Below are 22,714 nucleotides of genomic sequence, written 5' to 3' on the forward strand. Positions count from 1 at the left end.
GATCATACATGAAAGACTTAAAAAATAAAACAGCGATCGTTACAGGATCTTCAAGAGGTTTAGGTAAAGTGGTGGCCATCGCTTTAGCGTCCAGGGGCGTCAATGTGGTGGTCAATTACAATTCCAATGACCTGGAGGCAGAACATACCTTACATGAAATTCGCTCGGCCGGTGGGAATGCAATAGCGGTAAAAGCAAATGTTAGTGTAAGCGAAGAAGTAGATCTGTTGTTTAAAAAAGCGAAAGAACATTTTGGAAAAGTGGATATCGTTATTAATAACGCTGGCATAATGATTACTAAATTATTGAAAGATTTTCCGGAAGACGAGTTTGATCGACAATTTGCCATCAATGTTAAGAGCGTTTTTTTAATGATGAAAGCAGCATCTGAACAAATGGAGCAAAACGGACGGATCATTAATATTTCAAGTTCAACGTCCCGGCTGATGATGCCTGCATACGCGGTTTATTCGGCAACGAAAGCGGCTGTAGAACAGATGACCAAAGTGTTTGCGAAAGAAATCGGTGCTCAGGGGATCACAGTAAACGCTATACTGCCCGGCCCCATGAACACAGAATTGTTTCTGAGCGGCAAATCAGAAGAATTAATAAAGCGGATTGCCAGTTTGTCGGCGTTTAACAGGATAGGAGCGGTAGAAGATATTGTACCGCTGATTTTGTTTCTAAGCAGCGAGGATTCGCAATGGATTACCGGCCAAACCCTGGGAGTCAATGGAGGAATGGCTTAAATTCAGCGTATCCTAAAATAGGGTCTTGCCAACCTTTAAAAATCATGTTTACAAAGGGGCCCCTCGGTCCACCCATGCTGCCAATACGCAGGATCAGGTGAGCTTCCGTCCAGCGTGTACAAATAATATAAGGACACTTGTTATTTTATTCGTATATTAACCATGTTAATGATCTATTCATTTCATGGAGCCTTCACCTTCATGATGAATATTTGTCATTTGGTATCATCTAAAATCCTTGACACTACTATCTTTTATTATGAAAAGACTACTTATTTTTTTAAGCCTTTCAGCATTTTTATTGAGCTGCGCACCCGGTCATCACCCTTCCCGCGGAAGAGGATTACCTCCCGGTCAGGCCAAGAAGGTCTACGGCACCAAGTCTGCCAAACCGTTTGCGCCGGGCCAGCGGAAGAAACACCGTTAGCAGGAGTTTCTTAATTTGCAATTACTGTCTTATTATTCCCAGCCATTTTACCGGCTGGGCTTTTTTGCGTCTTTGCCATCCGGGGCGGGTGTTGAGGGTTAAAAAGAGTAAAGGCCCACAGAAAACTGTAAGCCTTTATAAACCTCCAACCGGTACCAAGAATTTTCTAAGGTTTAATTAATGTGGTAGTTCCTAAATCAGTTGCCTTACCAAATGTAACCGGCACTCCTGGTTTTACGGCGTCGATATATCCGGTTGTATCAACGGCGTCAAACGAAATATTGTAAGTTCCCGCAGGCAGGCCTACGAATTTGTAATAGCCATCCGGCGCTGGAATGGCGCTGGCGATGGTATCAGGGCCTTGTATGGCATGCACCAGGCCGAGTGCTTCCGCTGGCTTCAGGTAGCCTAATATTTGTCCGTTAGCCAATTCGCTAAAAGCTTTGATGACAGGCTTCATCATGTATCTGCCGTTCCCGGTCTGATGAATGGAACGTGCCACATCGTAATCCAGCCAGATCTTATAGACGCCGTCTGGTTCCAGTTCCTGGTGAAAGTTAATTTTTAGCCCTGATTGCGACCCCGAGGGTACTGTCAAGTCATAAGGAGTGCCATCCACCACAACCGAGTTGCCGGTTTCATTTAATACCAAACGGATCTGTTCGATCTTTCGGGCGGCGAGCGCGTAGGGCTCACCCAGGGTGTACACGTCACCGTTCCGGTAGTCTAAAATATTGATAGGTGCTGAGATGGGATTGATCGGATAAGTGATCCAACCTTTATCATCCAAACTGTTATTGATCTCAACACTTCTCACAGATAGATACACCGCGTCATAATTTGCTGGCGCGTCGGTTAAAAACATCTGAACGCTGGCCTTGCCATCAGCAGGAGCGTTGTTGTCGGATTTAGAGCATGAGGCTAAGAAGAGTGGGCCAAAAAGGGTAAACAAAATGAATTTTTTCTTCATAGAATTGAATTTTAAAGCTATGGGCTGCGAGAGCCATGGCTTCCGGTAAGGATTATACTGCAAACCTAACCGCACAAGATGAAGGGAAAATGAAAAATTATAAATGTTCTGACCCAAACATCACTTCAAAAGCGCTTCCCGTTTCGTCAGAAGACACAAGGACCTGTATGTTGTGATACTGGGCAATAGAGGAGACGATGGACAACCCTAATCCATTACTTTCTTCACTCGCGGCAGGAGCCTTTTTAAAGCGGTCAAAAATGAAAGGTAGGTCAGCTGCCTGGATGCCGATACCGGTATCCCTGATGGTTACAGTGTACTGGCCATCCGCCGTTAAAAGATCCTTGATGTCGATGCGACCGTTTTGCCTGTTGTACTGGATAGCATTATTCAACAGGTTGAAAAAGAGTTGGAAAAGCAGGTCTTTATTGACACTACGCAGCGTTACCGATTTATCGATGTCAACGCTCAGTTGCAGTTGCTTTTGCTCCAGCCGGTGGCTCAGTTCTTCCATGACGCTCTCTAACAGCTGATGTATTGACACCTGGTCGTTCCTCACATATTGTTCGTTATCAATCCTGGATATCAGCAGGAGAGAGTGAGCGATCTTTTTAAGCCGGTGCAGCGTTCGCAGTACTTCTTCTATTTTCTTCACATGCTCGTCCTGCATCGGTTCGTCCACGATCATGTTTTCCAGTTTACTTTGAATGATACTGATAGGAGTCATCAGTTCGTGCGAGGCGTTGGACGAAAATTCTTTTTCCTTTTTAAAAGCCGCATTGATCTGCTCCATCAGTCCGGAGATCCGGGCGTCCAGGTATTTAAAGTCAAAAGTGGAGGTAGCAACCGGTGCTGGTTGATTGCGGAAGGGGAATTTCTGGTGCAGCAACTTTGTGTTGATAATATAATTTAACGGTTGAAGCAGGTGCCGCGTATAAATAATGTTGGCTATTAATAACAGCAGGACCAAACCGGTCAGTACGTATAAAGCCATTTTCTGTAATTCACGGCTATCCTGGTTGATCGTCGAAACCTTCCGGCCAATCTCCAGCAAGTAGTTGTTCCCTGCTATCGAGATCTGCTCCGTCAGGATCCTGTAGTTGATCGTGTCCTGCTCAACGATTCTTTGTTCTGTTTTAATAAGATCAGGCGGGTTGGCATCCATACCCGGCTCAATTGAAATATACTCGTCTTTAAGCATGGAGTAGCTTCCATAACTGGAATCACCCTGCAGGTAATAATCCAGTCCGTTAGCTTTTATTTCCTTCAGCACTTTCGCTTTTTGCTGGACCAGTGCTGCATTGGTGTTCTTGTCGGCGATAACTTTCACAAACAACGGAAGAAGCGAAATCATCAGCAACGCGATGATCAGCGATGAGCAGGTCGCAAAAAGGGCCAGTTTCGTTTGTAGTTTCAATCGGAGAATTTTATTTTATAACCAATGCCTCTTACCGTTTCCAGCCAGGTCGGCGATTCATGAGCCTGCAATTTTTTCCGGATGTTTTTGATATGCACGTCGATGTAATTTGAATCATATTCATCAATAGAATTGTCTGGCCACAGGTGTTCACTGATCTGGAGACGGGTGAGCGGCCGGTTTTTATTCAGCACCATAAAGCTCAACAGGTCAAATTCCTTTTTAGATAGTTCAATAGCATCCGTTCCATAGGTCAGGGTTCGCTCCCTCGGATCGATCGTAAACCCGCCCAGCCGGATGCAAAAATCATTGACCTGGAATTTACGCCGGGCCACCGCATTCAATCTTGCCCGCAATTCCAGCAGCGAAAAGGGTTTCGGCAGATAATCATCTGCTCCGAGGTCCAGGCCTTTGATCCGGTCTTCCAGGTCTCCCTTTGCGGTGATCATGATGATTGCAGCGTCGGGGTGATCGCTCCGGATCTCCTTCAGCAGCGACAAGCCGTTCGTATCCGGTAAGCCAATGTCAAGCAGGAAAAAATCGTAAGGCTGCCCGTGCCACTTGTCCCGGGCTGTTGCACCATTAAAGGCCAGCTCGCATATATAATGTGATTGTTGCAGAAAATGTTCCATCTCAAGGGCAAGTGACCGCTCATCTTCAATTATCAGGACTTTCATATTGTCTCGCTTTAAAACTGGTAATAGGCACTCAACGTCACAAAAGAATTGGTTCGACCTGCGCCCGTGATCGAGTTGCTTCCCTGCAACGACAATTGATAGGCCAGTTCCAGCAGGTAATGGGACCGGTTATAACCCACGGGTAGCTTAAAGTTGTACGAAACCATTCCAAATGTATTTTGCAAAGTGGTCTGCTCCACAGGCGGAGGCTGGCCCTTGCCTTTTCCCTTGTTTGTTCGATTCACCAGGTAGGACTCGTAAAATCGCCGGGTCCCAGCCACCAGGCTGAGCTCGGGTGTCAGGGAAACGATGGCTTTTCCCGAGGAGGCAGGCCAATCTATATTTTTGGCGTTACTCAGCGTGAAGTAATAATCCGGCTCGCTTCCCACCAGGTAGTCAAAAATTGCTTTCGTTGCCAGCCAGTGCTGATACGTTACTTCGCCGCTGGCAATACCCGACACGCCCGACTGTAGAATAGCTGAATTGGAAGGAAAAAAATTATGCGTGTAACTAATGTCTGCGTTCCACCGTTTAGTAATGTCCATTGTATAACCCAGGCCCAGGGCCGATGCCGAAACAAATGGTGCAGTACTTTGATCACCCAGGATACGGTAGCTTACGCCGCTCACATACAATCCGAAAGGCAGGCGCAATGAGGCCGCGAGTGCTGCATAGGGTAACTTCTCTGCTGCGGTCTGACCATAAAAGTCGGCGTTGGAGCAGGTGATGAGGCCTATGGTAAAAGTAGTTCCCGGCGCTGTTTCCACACTGTCAACAGGATCATTTGTCTGACTGCAAAGCACTGTAGTCTGCAACGCAGCGCTGATAAACGCGATCAGATATATGATGTGCTTTTGCATAGAATGCTGTTATCTGCCTATACCTTTTCCTTTGATTTTAGGTTTGATCACTTTCACCGGCCGCACGTTGACCTTCGGCTTTACCACTTTGGGAGGGGCCTGTTTTTTTGCTTTGGGTACTTTCTTGATCGATGATGGCTTTCCTGCAGGTGGTTCCGTGTTTTTTTGATCGGAAGGATTCTTTTTACCTGGTTCCTGCTTTTTCGGAGGAAGTGTGTCTGTAAGCGGTAAAACCATGACGGGATAAGCCGTTTTATTGCCCGCCCGCACAGCCATAGCGAAACAAAGCAGGAAGATGGAGCAGAAAAACAATAGCTTAAAGTTCATAACAATGAAAATGGATATAATTGTTGCCGGGAAGCGCACCTAAAGGTAATAATTATAAGCATGACACGGCACGCGCCTGGCTATCAAGCCCGACAAATTTAGTTACTGGTCATGAAGAAAAGATGAAAATCTCATAAGCCGACCGGCAAACCCGGCGATAAGATCAGCACCGGTCATCAGCTACTTCCATTTGAGGCACAGATATTGCTAATAGGATAAAAACTAAGACCATGAATGTGAAACGTATTTTCGGTACAGTGCTGACTATTTTAGGTACCATTGGATTGATCTATACAGGATATGAGTTGATCAACAAAAGCACTAACTATACCTCTCTTGTAGTCATCGGTGTTATCGCCCTGATCTTTTTCTTTGCCGGCATTGGCCTGGTGAAAAATACAAGAGACGAAGGCTAGTTTCAATAGCCTTTCCATCGTTCCGGAACTATTCTTCGGATTCAATTGGTATTTACTGTACAATCTTTTCCTCAGCCCCTGCCCGGGGCTTTCAGGCTTTGCCTTAATACATGCACAGCATTTTAACCGTCGGTCATCGATCTGTCTCCTGATCAAAAAATGAATACATCCGCGGGCGCATAACATTTTTTCTTTTTATGTGATTTTTTACCGCAAAGGAGTGCGCAGAGATTTGTCGGCAAAATAATATCGTAATCCGGTCTGACGGTCTCCGTCTGACCGTTTCTGTACGCAAGCACCAATCAAATCATCGGATCAGAAAGCGCTACCAGCGCCAGCAATGAGTGCGGGGCCGCTGAAGTCATAAAGACCGGCATGAAATATCGCTCTTGCTGGCACACATGATCCGGCTCCATCCTTTCCCAGAATGAAAAAAGTTGAAACAACGCCCAGGATAAAAATGTTATGCACCCTACATCCGCAAGAAGCATTGGCGAATAAGATAGTTTTATATCTTTAGGCCGAATCAACGATGGTCCGGGAGCTGGACTGGCCCGGCCGGGGCTTTTGGGTTGTTCATGTGAATAGATCCAAGCCCGTTATAAGCCATTAACCCTTTAAAAAGCGCTGATGCGACACATCTTTCTATCGATTGCCCTAAGCTTTACTTCGTTACTGAACGCTCAAACTACTGAAGACCCCATCAAGGCAGATATTTGTATCTATGGCGGCACCTCGGCTGGTGTTATTGCTGCTTACACGGCAGCGCTCCGGGATAAGACCGTCGTGTTGATCGAACCGGGTCAGCGCCTGGGCGGCCTGTCTTCCGGCGGTTTGGGATTCACCGATATTGGTAACAAATACGTCGTTACCGGGTTAGCCCGCGACTTTTACCGGCGGGTGGGGCAACATTACGGCAAATTTGAGCAATGGATATTTGAGCCCAAGGTCGCTGAACAGGTTTTCCTGGATTATATCAAAAGGGCGGGTTGCCGGGTGCTATATGGAAAGCGCCTTCGCGATGTGAACAAGTCAGGCACCGTCATCCAATCGATCGTCCTTGAAAATAGTGATGGGTCAAAGGGTACAACATCCGTCAGCAGCCGGCAATTTATCGATTGCTCTTATGAGGGCGACCTGATGGCGCGGGCCGGCGTGCAGTACACCACCGGCCGGGAACCGAACGCCTTGTACAACGAAACCGTCAATGGTGTTCAGCTCAAAGAAAAGCACCAGTTTCCCGATGGCGTGGATCCCTACGTCATTCCGGGTCAGCCAAAAATCGGCTTGTTATGGGGGATCAGCGATGCTGCCCTGGAAGAAGAAGGCTCCGGTGACAAGAAAATACAATCTTACAATTTCAGGATCTGTCTGACAAAGGATCCCGCCAACCGCCTGCCGATTGAGCAGCCTGAGCGTTATGATCCGAAGCGATACGAGCTCTTGCTGCGATACTTGTCCGTAAAACCGGCAAAGCAACTCGGGGCGATCCTTAAAATGGATCTGATGCCTAATAATAAAACCGATATTAACAACCAGGGCCCTTTTTCAACGGATATGATCGGCATGAACTATGAGTATCCGGATGGCGACTACGCCACCCGCGAAGCGATCTTTCAACAGCATGTGGATTATACTAAAGGGCTTTTATATTTTATCGGTCACGACCCGCGGATGCCGGCAAGCATCAGGAATGAAATGTTGCAATGGGGCTATCCAAAAGATGAATACATCTCGTCCAACCACTGGTCGCCACAGATGTATGTGAGAGAGGCGCGGAGGATGCTGGGTGCCTATGTGATGACACAGGCCAACTGCCAGGGCAGGGAAGTAGTCGCAGACGGTGTGGGGATGGCAGCCTACAACATGGATTCTCATAATGCGCAACGCATTGTCTGGAAGGGCATGGTCAAGAACGAAGGAGACGTGCAGATCCATGGGATACAACCCTACCCGGTAGCCTACCGGTCTATCACGCCCGCTCCAACAGCGTGTACCAACCTGCTGGTGCCGGTATGTTTATCAGCCAGTCATATGGCCTATGGTTCTATCCGCATGGAACCCGTATTTATGGTGCTCGCACAATCCGCTGCCACGGCGGCTTCCATGGCCATTGATGCCTCTTGCTCCGTGCAGGAGGTTGATATTCCTTCTTTACAGCAACAATTAAAAACTGACCCGTTGGGCGATGGCAGCACCGCAGAAATTTTGGTTGATGATGCGGATGCTAAAGTGCTGTCCGGAAAATGGGATCAGAAAGCCATTGGCGGGTATGGACCATCTACGTTGACCAGTACCGACCAGCAACAAGCGGTGGTCCGCTTTCAGCCGCAGGTAAAAAAGGCAGGCAACTACACGCTTTATTATTACTATCCAAGACTGCAGCGGGCATCTGAACAGGTATCCGTTGATATTTATAACGGGAAAAAGACTGTCGCCAAAACAATCAATAGCAAAGACGTCCGGGTTACCGGGCAGACCTCGGGTGAGTGGGTATCGTTGGGGACTTTTTATTTGCCGGCAGGTGACAAGGCTTATGTAGCCGTGTCCAATAAGAACGCCAACGGTGTTGTTGCGGCTGATGCGGTATTGCTGGTGCCGGTTTCAGGGAAGTAATGGCATCATGATGATCACTTCGTATCATCTACCTTCATTGTGTAGCTGTCATAGTGATCCGTCATTTTAAAAATCGCTTAGTTGTATATTTACCGTATGCAAAGAAAAGTGCTGGTTATCGATGATGAAGAAAGGCTGCGCAGCCTTTTATCCCGGATCATTGGATTGGAAGGATATGAAGTGACGCATGCAGCTGATTTAAAAACCGGGTTGAAACAGTTAGCAGCAGAAGATATCGATGTTGTTGTGTGTGACGTCAAGCTGCCCGATGGTAATGGCGTGGATTTCATCAGTACGATAAAGAAGCAATATCCGCTGATCGAGGTTATCCTGCTGACAGCTTATGGAAATATCGAAGATGGTGTGCAGGCCATTAAGAACGGCGCTTTTGATTATATCACCAAGGGAGATGATAACAACAAGATCATTCCGCTTTTAGCGAAGGCCACAGAAAAAGTAACGCTGGCCAAAAGAGTTCGTCAGCTCGAACGGCAGTTAGAGAAGAAATATTCTTTTGATACCATCATTGGCAGTTCCCGTGCAATAAAGACAGCGATCGAAGCCGCTCAAAAAGTGGCCGGTACCGATGCGACGGTTTTATTGACGGGAGAAACCGGTTCAGGCAAAGAAGTGTTTGCCCAGGCGATCCACAATGCGAGTTCGCGCAGTAAAAATATTTTCATTCCGATCAACTGTGCGGCCTTCAGCCGGGAGCTCCTCGAAAGCGAGCTGTTCGGGCACACAGCCGGTGCGTTCACCAATGCTTTAAAAGATACCAAAGGGATCTTCGAAGAAGCTCATAATGGAACAGTCTTTCTCGATGAAATAGGCGAGATGCCCGCCGAGCTACAAGCCAAACTGCTGCGGGTGCTGGAAAGCGGCGAGTTCCTGAAAGTTGGCGAGAGCAGGCCGCGCAAGACCAACGTGCGCATCATTGCAGCCACCAACCGCGATTTAAAAAAGGAAATAAGCGAAGGAGGGTTTAGAGAAGATCTGTATTACCGCTTGTCCGTGTTCCAGATTGCACTTCCGGCTTTAAGAGACCGGCTGGAGGATATGGAAGCGCTGGCCGTTTCCTTTGCCAAAGTGTACGCCCTCAAAACCGCCAGGAAGATCGATGGTATATCACCCGCTTATCTCCAGGCTTTGCAAAGACATCGCTGGAATGGCAACATCCGCGAACTCAAAAATATCATTGAAAGGAGTATTATACTTACCGAATCTGGCAGACTGGACATTGAAAGCCTGCCCGATGAGCTGCGCCAGATGCCGTATTCAAATGATCAGACCTTATCCGCTTTTTCTATGGCCAGCGTTGAGCGGCTTCATATTCAAAAAGTGTTAAACCATACCAAAGGCAATAAAGCTGAAGCGGCCCGGCTAATGGAGATCGGTATCGCCACCTTATACCGGAAGATCGATGAATACCAGCTGTAACAGCGTATCCGTGGGATGCCTGCTCAATCATCTCAGGATAAGACCTGTGAGGCTTTAGAAACCTCACAGGTTGGAGGATGCTCATCCGGGCCACCGATCCTATCATATTGAAAAGAGGCCCTCTCATTTTGAGAGGGTTTTTTAATGCGCCTGCCTGATGTTATTATTTTATCAGACTGAAAGCCAGTCTCTTAAGCTGCAATCAGGTGGGGTGGAACAGGAATTGACCTAACGGTTGGCATTAAAAGAATTACAATGAATGCCCACATCCATCTTCGCGCCAGGCCTCCATGTAGCAAAGTTGCACCTCTCTTATCTGTAACCCAATTGTTCAATCATACAAAACAATATGACAGTCACCTTACTCATCACAGGCCTTTTGCTCTTCGTCTTCTTTTTCGCTTTCATCCAATTTTTTGAAAAGATATGATACTACTATTTATGATCGCCATTGCCGTGTTCCTGTACATGTGCTATGTGTTGATCCACCCCGAAAAGTTCTGACATGACCGGTGCGCTCATGTACCGGTTCGCAACCATCAATAAAGTTCAAACAATAACAAATGAATACAGAGATCCTTGGAGTGATCCTGATGTATGCCCTGGCGATCGCCATCGCTGTGCCTTTAGGCCGGTACATCGGGAAAGTTTTCAGCAACGAACCAACATGGCCCGACCGGATATTCAACCCGGTTGACCTGGCATTTTATAAGCTGGCCGGTGTTGATCCCATCAGGGAAATGTCCTGGAAACAGCACCTGCTTTCCTTACTTACGATCAACCTGGTTTGGTTCTTACTCGGCATGTTGGTGTTAATGAACATGGGCTGGCTGCCACTTAATCCCGATGGCAACCCTTCGATGAGCGCCGATCTGGCTTTTAACACCGTCACCAGTTTTATTTGCAATACCAATCTGCAGCACTATTCAGGCGAAACAGGCATGTCCTATTTCGGACAACTGACGCTGATGCTGTTCCAGTTCATCAGTGCGGCCAGCGGTATATCGATAGCCGCCGTTTTGTTCACAGCGATGAAGGAGCGTACCACCACGAAGCTGGGTAATGCCTACTTCTTTTTTGTGCGAACCTGTACACGTATTCTTTTTCCGATCGCGTTGATCACCGCCATCCTGTTGTTATGCAACGGTACGCCGATGACCTTTGCGGGAAAGGATACCATTACAAATCTGCAGGGCGACACCGTGCACGTAAGCCGTGGGCCCGTGGCCGCATTTGTTGCCATCAAACATCTCGGTACGAATGGTGGTGGTTTCTTCGGACCTAATTCAGCCCATCCGCTCGAGAATCCCGGTTATGCAACCAATGTCATACAGATGGTCGCGCAGATGATCATTCCGTTGGCACTTATTTTTTCGATGGGGTATGTGTTAAAAAGAAAAAGGTTCGCCTGGATGGTGTTTGGTGTGATGACGCTTGGTTTCCTGCTGCTGGTCATTCCAACCATTCTTCAGGAAGCTGGCGGCAACCCCGCTATCGCCCGGTTGGGCATTGCCCAGCCGATGGGAAACATGGAAGGCAAAGAAGTCCGTTTCGGGCCTGTGGCTGCTGCTTACTGGAGTATTGCCACCACGGTCATTTCTACCGGCAGCGTGAACGCGATGCATGACAGCTTTATGCCGCTGAGCGGTATGAATCAACTGCTCGGGATGATGGTCAACTGTTTCTACGGCGGCGTAGGCGTCGGCCTGATGAACTTTTACATTTTTATCATACTGGCTGTATTTATCAGCGGGCTGATGGTCGGGCGCACGCCTGAATTCATGGGCAAGAAGATCGAAGCAAAAGAAATGAAAATAGCTATGATCATTGCGCTGCTTCACCCGTTGCTGATCCTGGCCGGTACCGCCATCGCCAGTCATTTATATACAAGCAATCCCCAAGCATACGCAGGCTGGCTCAACAACCCGGATTATCACGGGTTCACCGAGATGTTGTATGAATTTACTTCCTCTGCTGCTAACAATGGAAGCGGCTTTGAAGGGTTGGGCGACAATACGCCGTTCTGGAACATTGCCTGCGGCGTAGTGATGATGCTCGCCCGATACCTGCCCATCATTGGGCCGATCGCAATAGCCGGAAGCCTGGCCTCTAAAAAATATATCCCTGAAAGCGCCGGCACGCTTAAAACGGACACGCCCACCTTTGGGCTGATGATCTTCGCGGTGATCGCCATTGTGGCCGCCTTGTCCTTTTTCCCTGCTTTAGCATTAGGGCCTATCGCAGAATATTTCTCACTTTATTAAGCCATTAAAATGAAGACAAACCATCATTTGTTTCAGGGTAGCCTGTTGAAAGAAGCGCTGAAACAGTCGTTTATCAAACTAAGCCCCGCCAAAATGTTTCGCAACCCCGTCATGTTTACCGTATGGGTGGGCACGCTCGTCATGACCGGTGTTTGTGTGTGGATCGCTTCCGGGCAGAGCAACCAGGGAAGCCTCACCTACAACATTGTAGTAACAGCCGTGTTGCTGATCACTTTGCTGTTTGCCAATTTCGCAGAAGCTATCGCTGAAGCGAGGGGAAAAGCCCAGGCCGACAGCCTGCGCCGTACCCGGGAAGAAACCCCTGCCAGGTGGATACAGCCGGTAGGAGACAGTTATGTAAACGAAGTCACCATTGTCCCTTCTTCCCGGCTCAGAAAGGGAGATGTATTTTTTTGTGAAGCCGGTGATATCATACCTTCCGACGGCGAGATCATCGAAGGTTTAGCTACAATCGATGAAAGCGCGATCACGGGCGAAAGCGCGCCGGTGATCCGGGAAGCGGGTGGGGATAAAAGCAGTGTGACGGGTGGTACCAAAGTGCTGTCAGATAAGATCAAAGTGAAAGTGACCACCGAGCCGGGTGAAAGTTTCCTGGACAAGATGATTGCCTTAGTTGAGGGCGCTTCACGGCAGAAGACGCCCAACGAGATTGCGCTGACGATCTTACTGGCAGGGTTCACGCTCGTATTCATTATCGTCACCGTGACCTTACAGCTTTTTGGAGATTATGCAAAAACGCCCATCACCATTGCTGCTTTCATATCCTTATTTGTCTGCCTGATACCCACTACCATCGGTGGCTTGCTTTCTGCTATTGGCATAGCTGGTATGGACCGTGCCTTGCGGGCCAATGTGATTACCAAAAGCGGTAAAGCCGTCGAAACCGCGGGTGATGTAGATGTGCTTTTGCTGGATAAAACGGGTACCATTACCATCGGTAACAGGAAGGCTACTCATTTTCATCCGGTCAATGGTGTGTCCCACGACCAGTTCATCAAAGCTGTGGTGTTGAGCTCGGTAGCAGACGAAACGCCGGAAGGAAAGTCGATTATTGAGCTGGCCGGTATGGATCCCGGTCAGTACCCGACACCCGGCGCCAGCTACATCCCTTTCACGGCGGAGACACGCAGCTCAGGTATCGATTATGAAAATACCAGGATCCGCAAGGGTGCGTCAGATGCCATACGGCAGCAGGTAGAGCAAGCCGGCAACTATTTTCCGGGAGAGGTGATTGAAAAAGTGAAGGCCATTGCCAGCAATGGCGGAACGCCCCTGGTCGTGTCGGAAAATGATGTGGTGATGGGCGTGGTAGAATTGCAGGACATTATCAAGCCTGGCATACAGGAGCGTTTTGACCGGCTTCGCAAAATGGGCATTAAAACCGTCATGGTAACGGGCGACAATCCGCTGACTGCAAAATATATCGCTGCAAAAGCGGGTGTGGATGATTTCATTGCTGAAGCTAAACCGGAAGATAAGATGAACTATATCCGGAAGGAACAGGCCGAAGGGCGCCTGGTGGCTATGATGGGCGACGGCACCAACGACGCGCCGGCGCTGGCCCAGGCCGACGTGGGCGTAGCGATGAACAGCGGCACCCAGGCAGCCAAGGAGGCCGGTAATATGGTAGACCTCGACAACGATCCGACCAAGCTGATCGAAGTGGTAGAGATCGGGAAACAATTACTCATGACAAGAGGTACGTTGACCACGTTTAGCATCGCCAATGATGTTGCCAAATATTTTGCCATCGTACCAGCCCTCTTCATTGCATCCATACCGGCCTTGCAAGGGTTAAACATCATGCAGCTGCATTCGCCTGAAACTGCGATCCTTTCAGCCGTCATCTTCAATGCCGTCATCATTCCGGTGCTGATCCCGCTGGCGTTAAAAGGGGTGTCTTACAAGCCGATAGGCGCAAGCGCCCTGTTAAGAAGAAACTTATTGCTGTACGGTTTAGGCGGTATCCTTATTCCCTTTATCGGCATCAAACTGATCGATATGATCGTAACCCTTTTTGTTCAATAATTTCCCGCGTCCGGCCGCACAAGCCTCTTCTGCAATAATTCGTCCGGACACGTAACACAAAAAAATAAACAAATGAAACAACATATCATTCCGGCCATCAGGCTCACCCTGGTATGCCTGGTCTTTTTCTGCGGCATCTATATATGGATCATTTTGGGCCTTGCTCAATTAACACCCGGCAAGGGCGGCGGCGATACGATCTTTTACAACGGTCAAAAGTTTTATACCCATGTCGGGCAGAAGTTTACGAGCGATAATTATTTCTGGTCCAGGCCATCAGCCGTTGATTATAATGCGGCCGCGGCGGCCGGTAGTAACAAAGGGCCGTCCAATCCCGATTACCTGGCCACCGTGCAGGCACGCATTGACACTTTCCTGGTTCATCATCCGGGTATCCGCAAGGCAGATATTCCTTCCGATCTCGTAACCGCCGGCGGTTCCGGGCTGGATCCACATATCTCCCTGCCAGCTGCCCGCGTGCAGGTACAACGGGTGGCACGTGTGCGTGGCCTGGACGAACAACGGGTCTATCAATTAATTTCAAAAATCGCAGAAAAACCATTGCTGGACTTATTCGGAACGGAAAGGGTCAACGTGTTAAAACTTAATATAGCCCTGGATCAGATGAAGTAAGGCATGTTCAATTCCAAAATGATTGAAGCATCGCTATCCCGCATGAAGCGAACGTCAGGCAACATTCGCTCATCATTAATACAACAAAAACAATGAAAATACTATGGATAGCCGGCTTGTTGCTGGCAGGATTGGACGGGTTGGCGCAAGACGATCCCGCGGGCACACCCTTAACCGTTAGCGGTTACCTCGAAGGATACTATACGTATGACTTAGGCCGCCCTTCTGCGCATACCCGCCCGGCCTTTATGTATTCCCACAACCGGCACAACGAAGTGAACCTGAACCTGGGCCTCATAAAAGTGGCTTACCGGCAGGCGGGCGTAAGAGCGAACCTGGCGCTTGCCGCGGGAACCTACATGAATGCCAATTATGCGGCCGAGGCAGGGGTGCTTAAAAATATATTTGAGGCCAACGCCGGTGTGAAACTTTCCGGGGCCAAAGAGCTCTGGATTGATGCAGGTATCTTTCCGTCGCATATCGGTTTTGAAAGTGCGATCGGCAAGGACAACTGGACCCTGACCCGCAGTATTATAGCCGACAACTCGCCCTACTACGAAACAGGCGCGCGGCTGTCTTACTCCAGTGATAACGGGCAATGGCTATTCAGCGGCCTGTTATTAAACGGATGGCAAAGGATCCAAAGGGCAGAGGGTAATAATTCCCCTGCTTTTGGTCACCAGGTGACGTTTCAACCCAATGAAAAAATAACGCTCAACAGCAGTTCCTTTATCGGCAACGATCAACCGGACAGCGCCCGGCAGATGCGCTACTTTCATAATCTGTATGGCGTGTTCCGGTTATCCGGCCGTTGGGGCTTGACCGCAGGATTTGATATAGGGGCTCAACAAAGATCGAAAGGCAGTAAATCCTATAACGCCTGGTATGCACCGGTGTTGATCGCAAGATTCAAAGCCGGAATAAAACATGACATCACTGCGCGGGCCGAGTATTACGAGGATGAACACGGAGTCATCATCGCGACGGAGACGCCCAACGGTTTCAAAACCTGGGGATACGCGCTTAACTACGATTACAACGTGCGGACCAACGTGGTCTGGAGAACCGAGTGCAGGGGCTTTTATTCAAAAGATCCGGTCTTTCAAAGGGCGGGTCGTGCGGTAAATAACAACTTATCGCTCACAACAGCGCTGGCCATTTCTTTTTAATGATAGGGTCAAATGTGTAGATTTGTTCAGGTAAATGAGACCCGATCGCCCTTATTTTATCATTGCCATGGAGCATGGAGGTTTCGCCGGAGCCGTTTTTTCATTGACATTCATTTAGCGTTCTTATATGCACGATCAGAATAGAAATACAGAAACGACAGCACCGGCCGGCGAGTTTATCAACCTGATTAAAAAATCAAGGCGCGGTAAATTCAAGATCTATATCGGCATGAGCGCCGGTGTCGGAAAAACGTACCGGATGCTCCAGGAAGCACATACATTGATGAGAAACGGGATCGATGTCAAGATCGGCTATATTGAAACCCATCACCGCAGTGAAACGCAGGCCCTCCTGGCAGGATTACCGGTAATACCGCGCAGGAAGCTGTTCTATAAAGGAAAGGAACTGGAAGAGCTGGATACGCAGGCCGTCATCAGCCTGCGTCCCGAGGTGGTCATCGTTGATGAGCTGGCACACACAAACATCGAAGGTAGCAAGAATAAAAAGCGCTGGCAGGATGTGATGGAACTGCTCGAAGCAGGCATCAATGTGATCAGTGCAGTCAATATACAACATATCGAAAGCCTGAACGAAGAAGTGCGAGCGATCACGGGCGTAGAGGTGAAAGAGCGTATCCCGGACGGTGTATTGTCCAAAGCCGATGAGGTGGTGAATATTGATCTTCCGGCTGACGAACTGATCACCCGGTTGAAAGAAGGTAAGATCTATGAGCCGGGTAAGATCGAGACGGCGCTCAATCACTTTTTCAGGAACGAACATATCCTGCAGCTGCGCGAACTGGCGCTGAAGGAAGTAGCTTCACAGGTGGAGCGGAAGGTAGACACGGAAATCACGCTTGCGCATTCGGGAAAGCGCGAAAAGTTCCTGGCCTGCATCAGCTCTAACGACAAGACGGCGAAGAAAGTGATCCGCAAGACCGCCCGGCTGGCCAATTATTATAACAGCCGCTGGTACGTGCTCTATGTTCAGACGCCTTCCGAAAGCAGTAGTCGCATTGCGTTGGATAAACAACGGCACCTGATTAATAATTTCAAACTGGCTACGGAGTTAGGCGCTGAGATTATTAAAGAAGAAGGGGCGAACATTTCCAAAGTGATCATGGAACAATGTGAGGTCAGAAAGATCACGACCATCTGCATTGGCAAGCCGCACCTCAATCTGATCCGCATCATCCTGGCCACCAATGTATTTAATGAACTGCTTAAGAAGATGTCTGCCAGTGACATTGACCTGGTGATTTTAAGTTGAAGCAATGAAAATTAAAGCAAAACTTTTATGGGGTGTCGGCGCGCTGTTTGCGATGGTGCTGCTGATGACCACTCTCAGCGTTTTTTTTGTCAACCGGTTATCCGGCGATACTAAAAATATCCTGGTCGATAATTATAAGACGGTCGATTATTGCCGCCAGATGATCCTTGCGGTAAATGAAGACATCAGCGTACCCGCGAACGCCGGTCAATTCAGGAAGAGCCTTGCTCAACAAAAAGCGAACATCACGGAACCCGGAGAGCGGGCGCTTACCGAAAAGCTGGAAATGGATTTTAAGCAGCTTACCCTGATGCCGAAAGACACTGCGTCGAGACAGGCCCTCACCAGGGATATCGCCAATATTATTTTGCTGAACATGCAAGCCATTCAACAGAAGAGCGTGCTGGCGCAGCACACAGCAGCTGCCTCAGTTTTCTGGATCGCAGTGATCGGTACCATTTGCTTCATCATCGCATTAACGATCTCCTTTAACCTTCCCGGAAATATTGCCAATCCCATCAGGGAGCTTACGACCAGCATCAAAGACATTGCGGGACAGAATTATTCACGGCGGGTTCATTTTGAACAACACGACGAATTTGGCGAGCTCGCTGCAGCTTTTAACGTGATGGCCGAAAAGCTCGAAGAATACCGGGCTGGCAATCTCGAAAAACTAATGATGGAAAAGAAGCGCATCGAAGCGCTGATCAACAACATGAAAGACCCGGTGATCGGCCTCGATGCAGAGCAGAAGATCCTTTTTATCAACACTACTGCCGCACAGGTTACCGGACTGCTCAACACGAATGTCGTTGGTAAAAATATTCGCGAAGTAGCTGCTCAGAATGAACTGGTGCAGGCGCTGATCCGCGATGTCTTCAAAGAGCAGGGATCGAATCACCAACCGATGAAGATCTACGCAGATAATAAAGAAAGTTATTTTGAAAAGGATATGGTGCCCATCAAGATCGTGCCGACCGGCGAAACAGAAGAGCGGCATATCGGCGATGTGATCGTGTTGCGCAATGTGACGCCCTATAAAGAACTGGATTCTGCCAAAACCCATTTTATTGCTACGGTATCGCATGAGTTGAAGACGCCCATTTCTTCTATTAAAATGGGCCTTCAACTCCTGCAAAACAAGAATGTCGGCGAGCTGAATGAAGAACAGGGCAAGCTGGTAACCGGCATTCACGAAGACATCGCACGCCTGTTGAAGATAACCGGCGAGCTGCTGAATATGACACAGCTGGAAAGCGGCCTCATCCAGCTGAACATTGAACCCGTGTCTGTTCAGGAGATCGTTGACTATGCGGTCAGCGCCAATAAAGCGGCTGCAGATCAAAAGCAGATCCACATCGAAAAAAAACTTGAAAGCGATTTGCCGGCCGTGATGGCCGATAAGGAAAAAACCTCCTGGGTGTTGAATAACCTGTTGTCGAACGCCATCCGTTATTCTTACGAGGACGCTTCAGTGATTATCAAAGTAGTTAAAGAAGGAGCTATGGTGAAATGTAGCGTGATTGATTCAGGAAGAGGCATTGCGCCTGAATATGTCGACAGGATCTTTGACAAATACTTCAGGATACCGGGTTCGCAGAAAGAAGGAACAGGCCTGGGGCTCAGCATCAGCAAGGAGTTTATCGAAGCAGAAGGCGGGCGGATCGGCGTTCATAGTGACTATGGATCGGGAAGCCGATTCTGGTTCGTGTTAAATGCGTAACGGCTTGTCGGGTGCATAACATTTTTTCTTTTATGTGCTTTTTTACCACAAAGATTTGTTGGCAAAGCACGCAGAGTAGGAAGTTGTTGAACCTTTTGAATATTATTCAGCAGAACATTTCAAATAATATCCTAACCCGGTCTGACGGTCTCCGTCTGACCGTTCCTGTACGCAAGTACCAATCAAATCATCGGATTGGAAAGCGCTACCAGCGCCAGGAATGAGTCCGGGGCCGCTGAAGTCATAAAGACCGGCATGAAATATCGCTCTTATTGTCACACATGATCCGGCTCCATCCCTTTCCCATCATGAAAAAAGTTGAAACAACGCCCGGGATAAAAATGTATGCACTCCGCTTGTCCTTATATGGAAAACATTTGTTAATTCGTAGGTTTGTATAAATAAGCACGCGCATTACGGGTTAAATCAACTACCTTTGCTGCTCGGTTCAGTAGTTTAATGGAACCTCTTTTCAAAGTGTGTTGCAGATTGCAATAAGTATTAAGTCGCTTCCAGTCGATTTCCTTTCCCTGATACTTCCTTTTTGTAATAAGTTGCTGCTTTACTAGAAAACCCAGACACTTTTCCTGGCAGTAATCATTATTATTTATCAAATTATTCTCCTATTAAAAAGTTATCCTTTAAGAAATCGGTAGGTGCTGATTTCTCTACTACATTAAAAAGTCGTGTTGCGTCCTATCTCACAGTGAACGGTAAAAACCGGTTTGGCAACAGGGCTATGGTATTCAAGACGATCCTGATGCTATCGCTCTATTTTATACCGCTTGCGCTGATCAGCTTTGGCGGCATTGATCAGGTATGGCAACTATTTTCGCTCTTTATATTAAGTGGCTTCGGAATGGCCGGCATCGGCATGGGCATTATGCACGATGCTCTGCATGGTTCTTACTCCAAACATAAGCGTGTCAATAAATGGATGGGATACACCATGAACCTCATTGGTGCCAGCGATGAAGTCTGGAAGCTGCAGCATAATGTATTGCACCACAGTTTTACCAATATCGATGAGCACGACGATGATATCAATGCGCCTTTCTTTCTGAGGTTTTCGCCCCACGCCAGGAAAAACCGGCTGCATTCCTTTCAGCATTATTATGTATGGTTCTTTTACGGTCTTTCGACCATTTCCTGGATCACCAGCAAAGATTTTATCCGGCTGAACCGGTATAAAAAAATGGGGCTCATCAAAGACAGCGCCACTTATCGCCGTCTGCTGTGGAAAGTCATCTTCTGGAAGCTCGTATATTTTTCCTATGTGCTCGTGTTGCCCCTGCTGCTCACGGCTTTTCCGGCATGGATCACTATTCTTGCATTTTTAAGTATGCATTTTGTGACGGGTCTTTGCATCTCACTGATATTCCAGACGGCCCACGTGATGCCCGATACCTCTTATCCGTTGCCCGACGGTGGCGGACACCTGGAGCATGAGCGATTGGTACATCAATTGTCTACGACCTGTAATTTTGCACCTCGGAGCAGGCTGTTTTCCTGGCTGATCGGAGGATTGAACTACCAGGTAGAACACCATCTCTTTCCACATATTTCTCATGTACACTACCGGCATCTGGCGCCGATTGTCAGACAAACCACAGAGGAGTTTGGTATTCCATACTACAGCTACCCAAGTTTCTTCTCCGCTTTGAAAAGCCATGGACTGATGCTACGCAAACTCGGTAAAATGGCCTGATCCAACAGGCCGGCGATTTACGTGAAGCGGCTCAACCATAGCGCTTCGCCTTACAACAATTCAAAACATTTAAAAAATTAACTGATGACATACATCATAAAAAAACAAAGACAAAACAGAGCGCCCCGACCATCGGGCAAAAAGAAAATGACCACCATTGATCCACGCTTACTGCCTTTTCGATCTGCCATCGAAAAGCCGGAAGCCTTTCAACCATCAGTGGCTTTTAGCGACATGAATATTCATCCGTTGCTCAAAAAAAATGTAATGCGGAAGGGATACACTTATCCCACGGAAATACAGGAACAAGCGATACAGGCCTTGATCGAAGGCCGCGATGTGATCGGCATTGCTGCTACGGGAACCGGTAAGACAGGCGCCTTCCTGCTGCCTTTTATTGAGCAGTTATTGGAAGACGGTCGTCAGACGGGACTCGTATTAGTGCCCACTAGGGAGTTGGCGCAACAGGTGGCGGAAGAATTCAGGTTACTCACTGCAGGCATGAATTTCCGTTCGGCTTGTTTCATCGGGGGCACCAGCATCAACCGGGATATGAGCCAGCTTTCAAAAAAGAATCAGTTGCTCATCGCCACACCTGGCCGTTTGATCGACCTGGTGAACAGAAGGGCCTTGTACCTGGATACGATCGATGTATTGATACTCGACGAGTTTGACAGGATGCTCGATATGGGATTTATCCACGATGTTAAAACCATTGTAGCACATACCTCACAGCGCCGCCAGACCTTGTTGTTCTCGGCTACCATGAACGCTTCACAACAAAAACTCATCAGCGATATCGTTACCGATCCGCTCGTGATCAACACCAATAGTGGTTCCGGCGCCAGCAACAATGTCGAGCAGAATATCCTGACACTGGCTCCTCATGAAGATAAAATGGATGTCCTTGTGAAGCTCCTGAACAGCGGCGATTTTGACAAGGTGATGCTGTTTGCCGAAACAAAAAGAACGGTTGATAAGATCAATAAGCAATTAACGGGAAGAGGTGTCAAATCCGATGTGATCCATGGCAACAAGTCCCAGAATTACCGTACCAAAGCCATTCAGCAATTCAAGACCGGCCAAACCCGCGTCCTGATTGCAACAGATGTGGCGTCGAGAGGGATCGATGTGCAGGATGTGACGCATGTGATCAACTTTCAGCTGCCGCAAACCATTGAAGCTTATGTGCACCGCATCGGTCGCACCGGCCGGGCAGGCAAGAAGGGCGTGGCTTATACCTTCGTCAATTAAAATTAAAAATATCTTGATATATTAAATAAAACTGATATTTTTGATGTATAGGTAAATTTTCTCATAAGTGTTAGTTTTGAAAAAGGGTTCCCGTTTTAACGGGAACCAATTTTTTTTACGCCGTTCTCAAACCCGGTAAGATCTGCTACGATGTGTGATGCCGGTCCCAGCCTGGCCGCAGCCTCAGAAACAGGTAAGCGCCGACCATCAGTACAATCAGGACAGCGACGCCCACCAGCTTGTAAAATATCGTGGCAGGTTCGCCATGCTCATCCAGTACCAGCAAAGGTAGGCGCGTAAAGATCTCAGCGGCAAACGCACTGTATAAGCCCACCACGCTCCAAAACATGAAGCTATAATGGGTAACGATCTTTTTGTTCCTTCGAAACATAGGCAGCATGCCCGCGGTGACTGTGGCCAGACTGATGAGCGCGAACACGTGAAAGACACCAAAGCCTCCAAATAATCCGAATAGTTTAAACGAAGTCACGTTGACGACCACCATACTCGCAAGGTATAAATACCCTAAAACCCGGTGCGATCGGGTACCTTTTCTTTTCACGAGCACGATAACGCCCAATACCAGAGAAAGGATGGCAGCGATCAGATGGACCTGCCCGATCGTGCTGTGAACAATTGGCGGGACAAAAGAAAGGGCAGCATCCTGGTCAAGCAAATGTGCAGCTAAGTGTATAGTTTCCATTAGCTGCTAAGATACTTAAAATTAAATAAAAATTTAATGTGATTT

Annotated in this window: 19 protein-coding genes; 13 read left to right on the forward strand and 6 right to left on the reverse strand. The window is 48.1% G+C overall.

The window, feature by feature from the left end; translation table 11 throughout:
• Positions 1-8: 8 nt before the first annotated feature.
• Positions 9-749: an SDR family oxidoreductase gene (locus ACU37H_RS00470; RefSeq protein WP_472702385.1), complete on the forward strand. Its 741-nt coding sequence runs from the start codon at positions 9-11 to the stop codon at positions 747-749.
• 593 nt (positions 750-1,342) lie between these two features.
• Here ACU37H_RS00470 and ACU37H_RS00475 read toward each other — a convergent pair.
• The 5 genes from ACU37H_RS00475 to ACU37H_RS00495 form a co-directional block, all read right to left on the reverse strand.
• Entirely contained in the window at positions 1,343-2,146 is an 804-nt protein-coding gene (locus tag ACU37H_RS00475) for a DUF4382 domain-containing protein (protein ID WP_472702386.1), read from the reverse strand.
• A gap of 97 nt (positions 2,147-2,243) precedes the next feature.
• On the reverse strand, positions 2,244-3,563 hold the full coding sequence (locus ACU37H_RS00480; RefSeq protein WP_472702387.1) for a sensor histidine kinase: 1,320 nt from the start codon (positions 3,561-3,563) through the stop codon (positions 2,244-2,246).
• Positions 3,560-4,240 (reverse strand): response regulator transcription factor, encoded by a 681-nt coding sequence (locus ACU37H_RS00485; protein WP_472702388.1) that lies wholly within the window; start codon positions 4,238-4,240, stop codon positions 3,560-3,562. The genes ACU37H_RS00480 and ACU37H_RS00485 overlap by 4 nt, the downstream gene beginning before the upstream one ends.
• Before the next feature lie 11 nt (positions 4,241-4,251).
• Entirely contained in the window at positions 4,252-5,100 is an 849-nt protein-coding gene (locus tag ACU37H_RS00490) for a hypothetical protein (protein WP_472702389.1), read from the reverse strand.
• A gap of 9 nt (positions 5,101-5,109) precedes the next feature.
• Positions 5,110-5,427 carry a hypothetical protein gene (locus tag ACU37H_RS00495; RefSeq protein WP_472702390.1) on the reverse strand — a complete coding sequence of 106 codons (318 nt, stop codon included), beginning with the start codon at positions 5,425-5,427 and terminating at the stop codon, positions 5,110-5,112.
• A gap of 230 nt (positions 5,428-5,657) precedes the next feature.
• Between ACU37H_RS00495 and ACU37H_RS00500 the strand changes: the two genes are divergently transcribed.
• The 12 genes from ACU37H_RS00500 to ACU37H_RS00555 all read left to right on the forward strand — a co-directional run bounded on the left by ACU37H_RS00500 (position 5,658) and on the right by ACU37H_RS00555 (position 21,966).
• Positions 5,658-5,843: a hypothetical protein gene (locus ACU37H_RS00500; RefSeq protein WP_494407575.1), complete on the forward strand. Its 186-nt coding sequence runs from the start codon at positions 5,658-5,660 to the stop codon at positions 5,841-5,843.
• A 630-nt stretch (positions 5,844-6,473) separates the two neighbouring features.
• Entirely contained in the window at positions 6,474-8,459 is a 1,986-nt protein-coding gene (locus ACU37H_RS00505) for an FAD-dependent oxidoreductase (protein ID WP_472702392.1), read from the forward strand.
• Positions 8,460-8,555: 96 nt separating this feature from the next.
• Entirely contained in the window at positions 8,556-9,896 is a 1,341-nt protein-coding gene (locus ACU37H_RS00510) for a sigma-54-dependent transcriptional regulator (protein WP_472702393.1), read from the forward strand.
• A gap of 441 nt (positions 9,897-10,337) precedes the next feature.
• On the forward strand, positions 10,338-10,400 hold the full coding sequence (locus tag ACU37H_RS00515) for a potassium-transporting ATPase subunit F (protein WP_494407620.1): 63 nt from the start codon (positions 10,338-10,340) through the stop codon (positions 10,398-10,400).
• Positions 10,401-10,459: 59 nt separating this feature from the next.
• Complete coding sequence (kdpA, locus tag ACU37H_RS00520; protein WP_472702394.1) at positions 10,460-12,160, forward strand: potassium-transporting ATPase subunit KdpA; 1,701 nt, start codon at positions 10,460-10,462, stop codon at positions 12,158-12,160.
• Positions 12,161-12,169: 9 nt separating this feature from the next.
• A complete protein-coding gene (gene kdpB, locus ACU37H_RS00525) occupies positions 12,170-14,209 on the forward strand; it encodes a potassium-transporting ATPase subunit KdpB (RefSeq protein ID WP_472702395.1) in 2,040 nt (679 codons plus the stop codon).
• A gap of 72 nt (positions 14,210-14,281) precedes the next feature.
• The gene (locus ACU37H_RS00530; protein ID WP_472702396.1) at positions 14,282-14,842 is read left to right on the forward strand and encodes a K(+)-transporting ATPase subunit C; all 561 of its coding nucleotides are present in this window, start codon (positions 14,282-14,284) and stop codon (positions 14,840-14,842) included.
• A gap of 92 nt (positions 14,843-14,934) precedes the next feature.
• Positions 14,935-16,011, forward strand: coding sequence for a porin (locus ACU37H_RS00535; RefSeq protein WP_472702397.1), 1,077 nt, complete (start codon positions 14,935-14,937; stop codon positions 16,009-16,011).
• 127 nt (positions 16,012-16,138) lie between these two features.
• Positions 16,139-17,281 (forward strand): sensor protein KdpD, encoded by a 1,143-nt coding sequence (locus tag ACU37H_RS00540; RefSeq protein WP_472702398.1) that lies wholly within the window; start codon positions 16,139-16,141, stop codon positions 17,279-17,281.
• 4 nt (positions 17,282-17,285) lie between these two features.
• On the forward strand, positions 17,286-19,004 hold the full coding sequence (locus ACU37H_RS00545) for an ATP-binding protein (RefSeq protein ID WP_472702399.1): 1,719 nt from the start codon (positions 17,286-17,288) through the stop codon (positions 19,002-19,004).
• A gap of 739 nt (positions 19,005-19,743) precedes the next feature.
• Positions 19,744-20,712: a fatty acid desaturase family protein gene (locus ACU37H_RS00550; RefSeq protein WP_472702400.1), complete on the forward strand. Its 969-nt coding sequence runs from the start codon at positions 19,744-19,746 to the stop codon at positions 20,710-20,712.
• Positions 20,713-20,796: 84 nt separating this feature from the next.
• Positions 20,797-21,966, forward strand: coding sequence for a DEAD/DEAH box helicase (locus ACU37H_RS00555; protein WP_472702401.1), 1,170 nt, complete (start codon positions 20,797-20,799; stop codon positions 21,964-21,966).
• Between the two features lie 145 nt (positions 21,967-22,111).
• Here ACU37H_RS00555 and ACU37H_RS00560 read toward each other — a convergent pair whose 3' ends face one another.
• Entirely contained in the window at positions 22,112-22,669 is a 558-nt protein-coding gene (locus ACU37H_RS00560; RefSeq protein ID WP_472702402.1) for a DUF2306 domain-containing protein, read from the reverse strand.
• Positions 22,670-22,714 lie beyond the last annotated feature (45 nt).

The organism is Niabella sp. ZPM-14, from assembly GCF_055693045.2.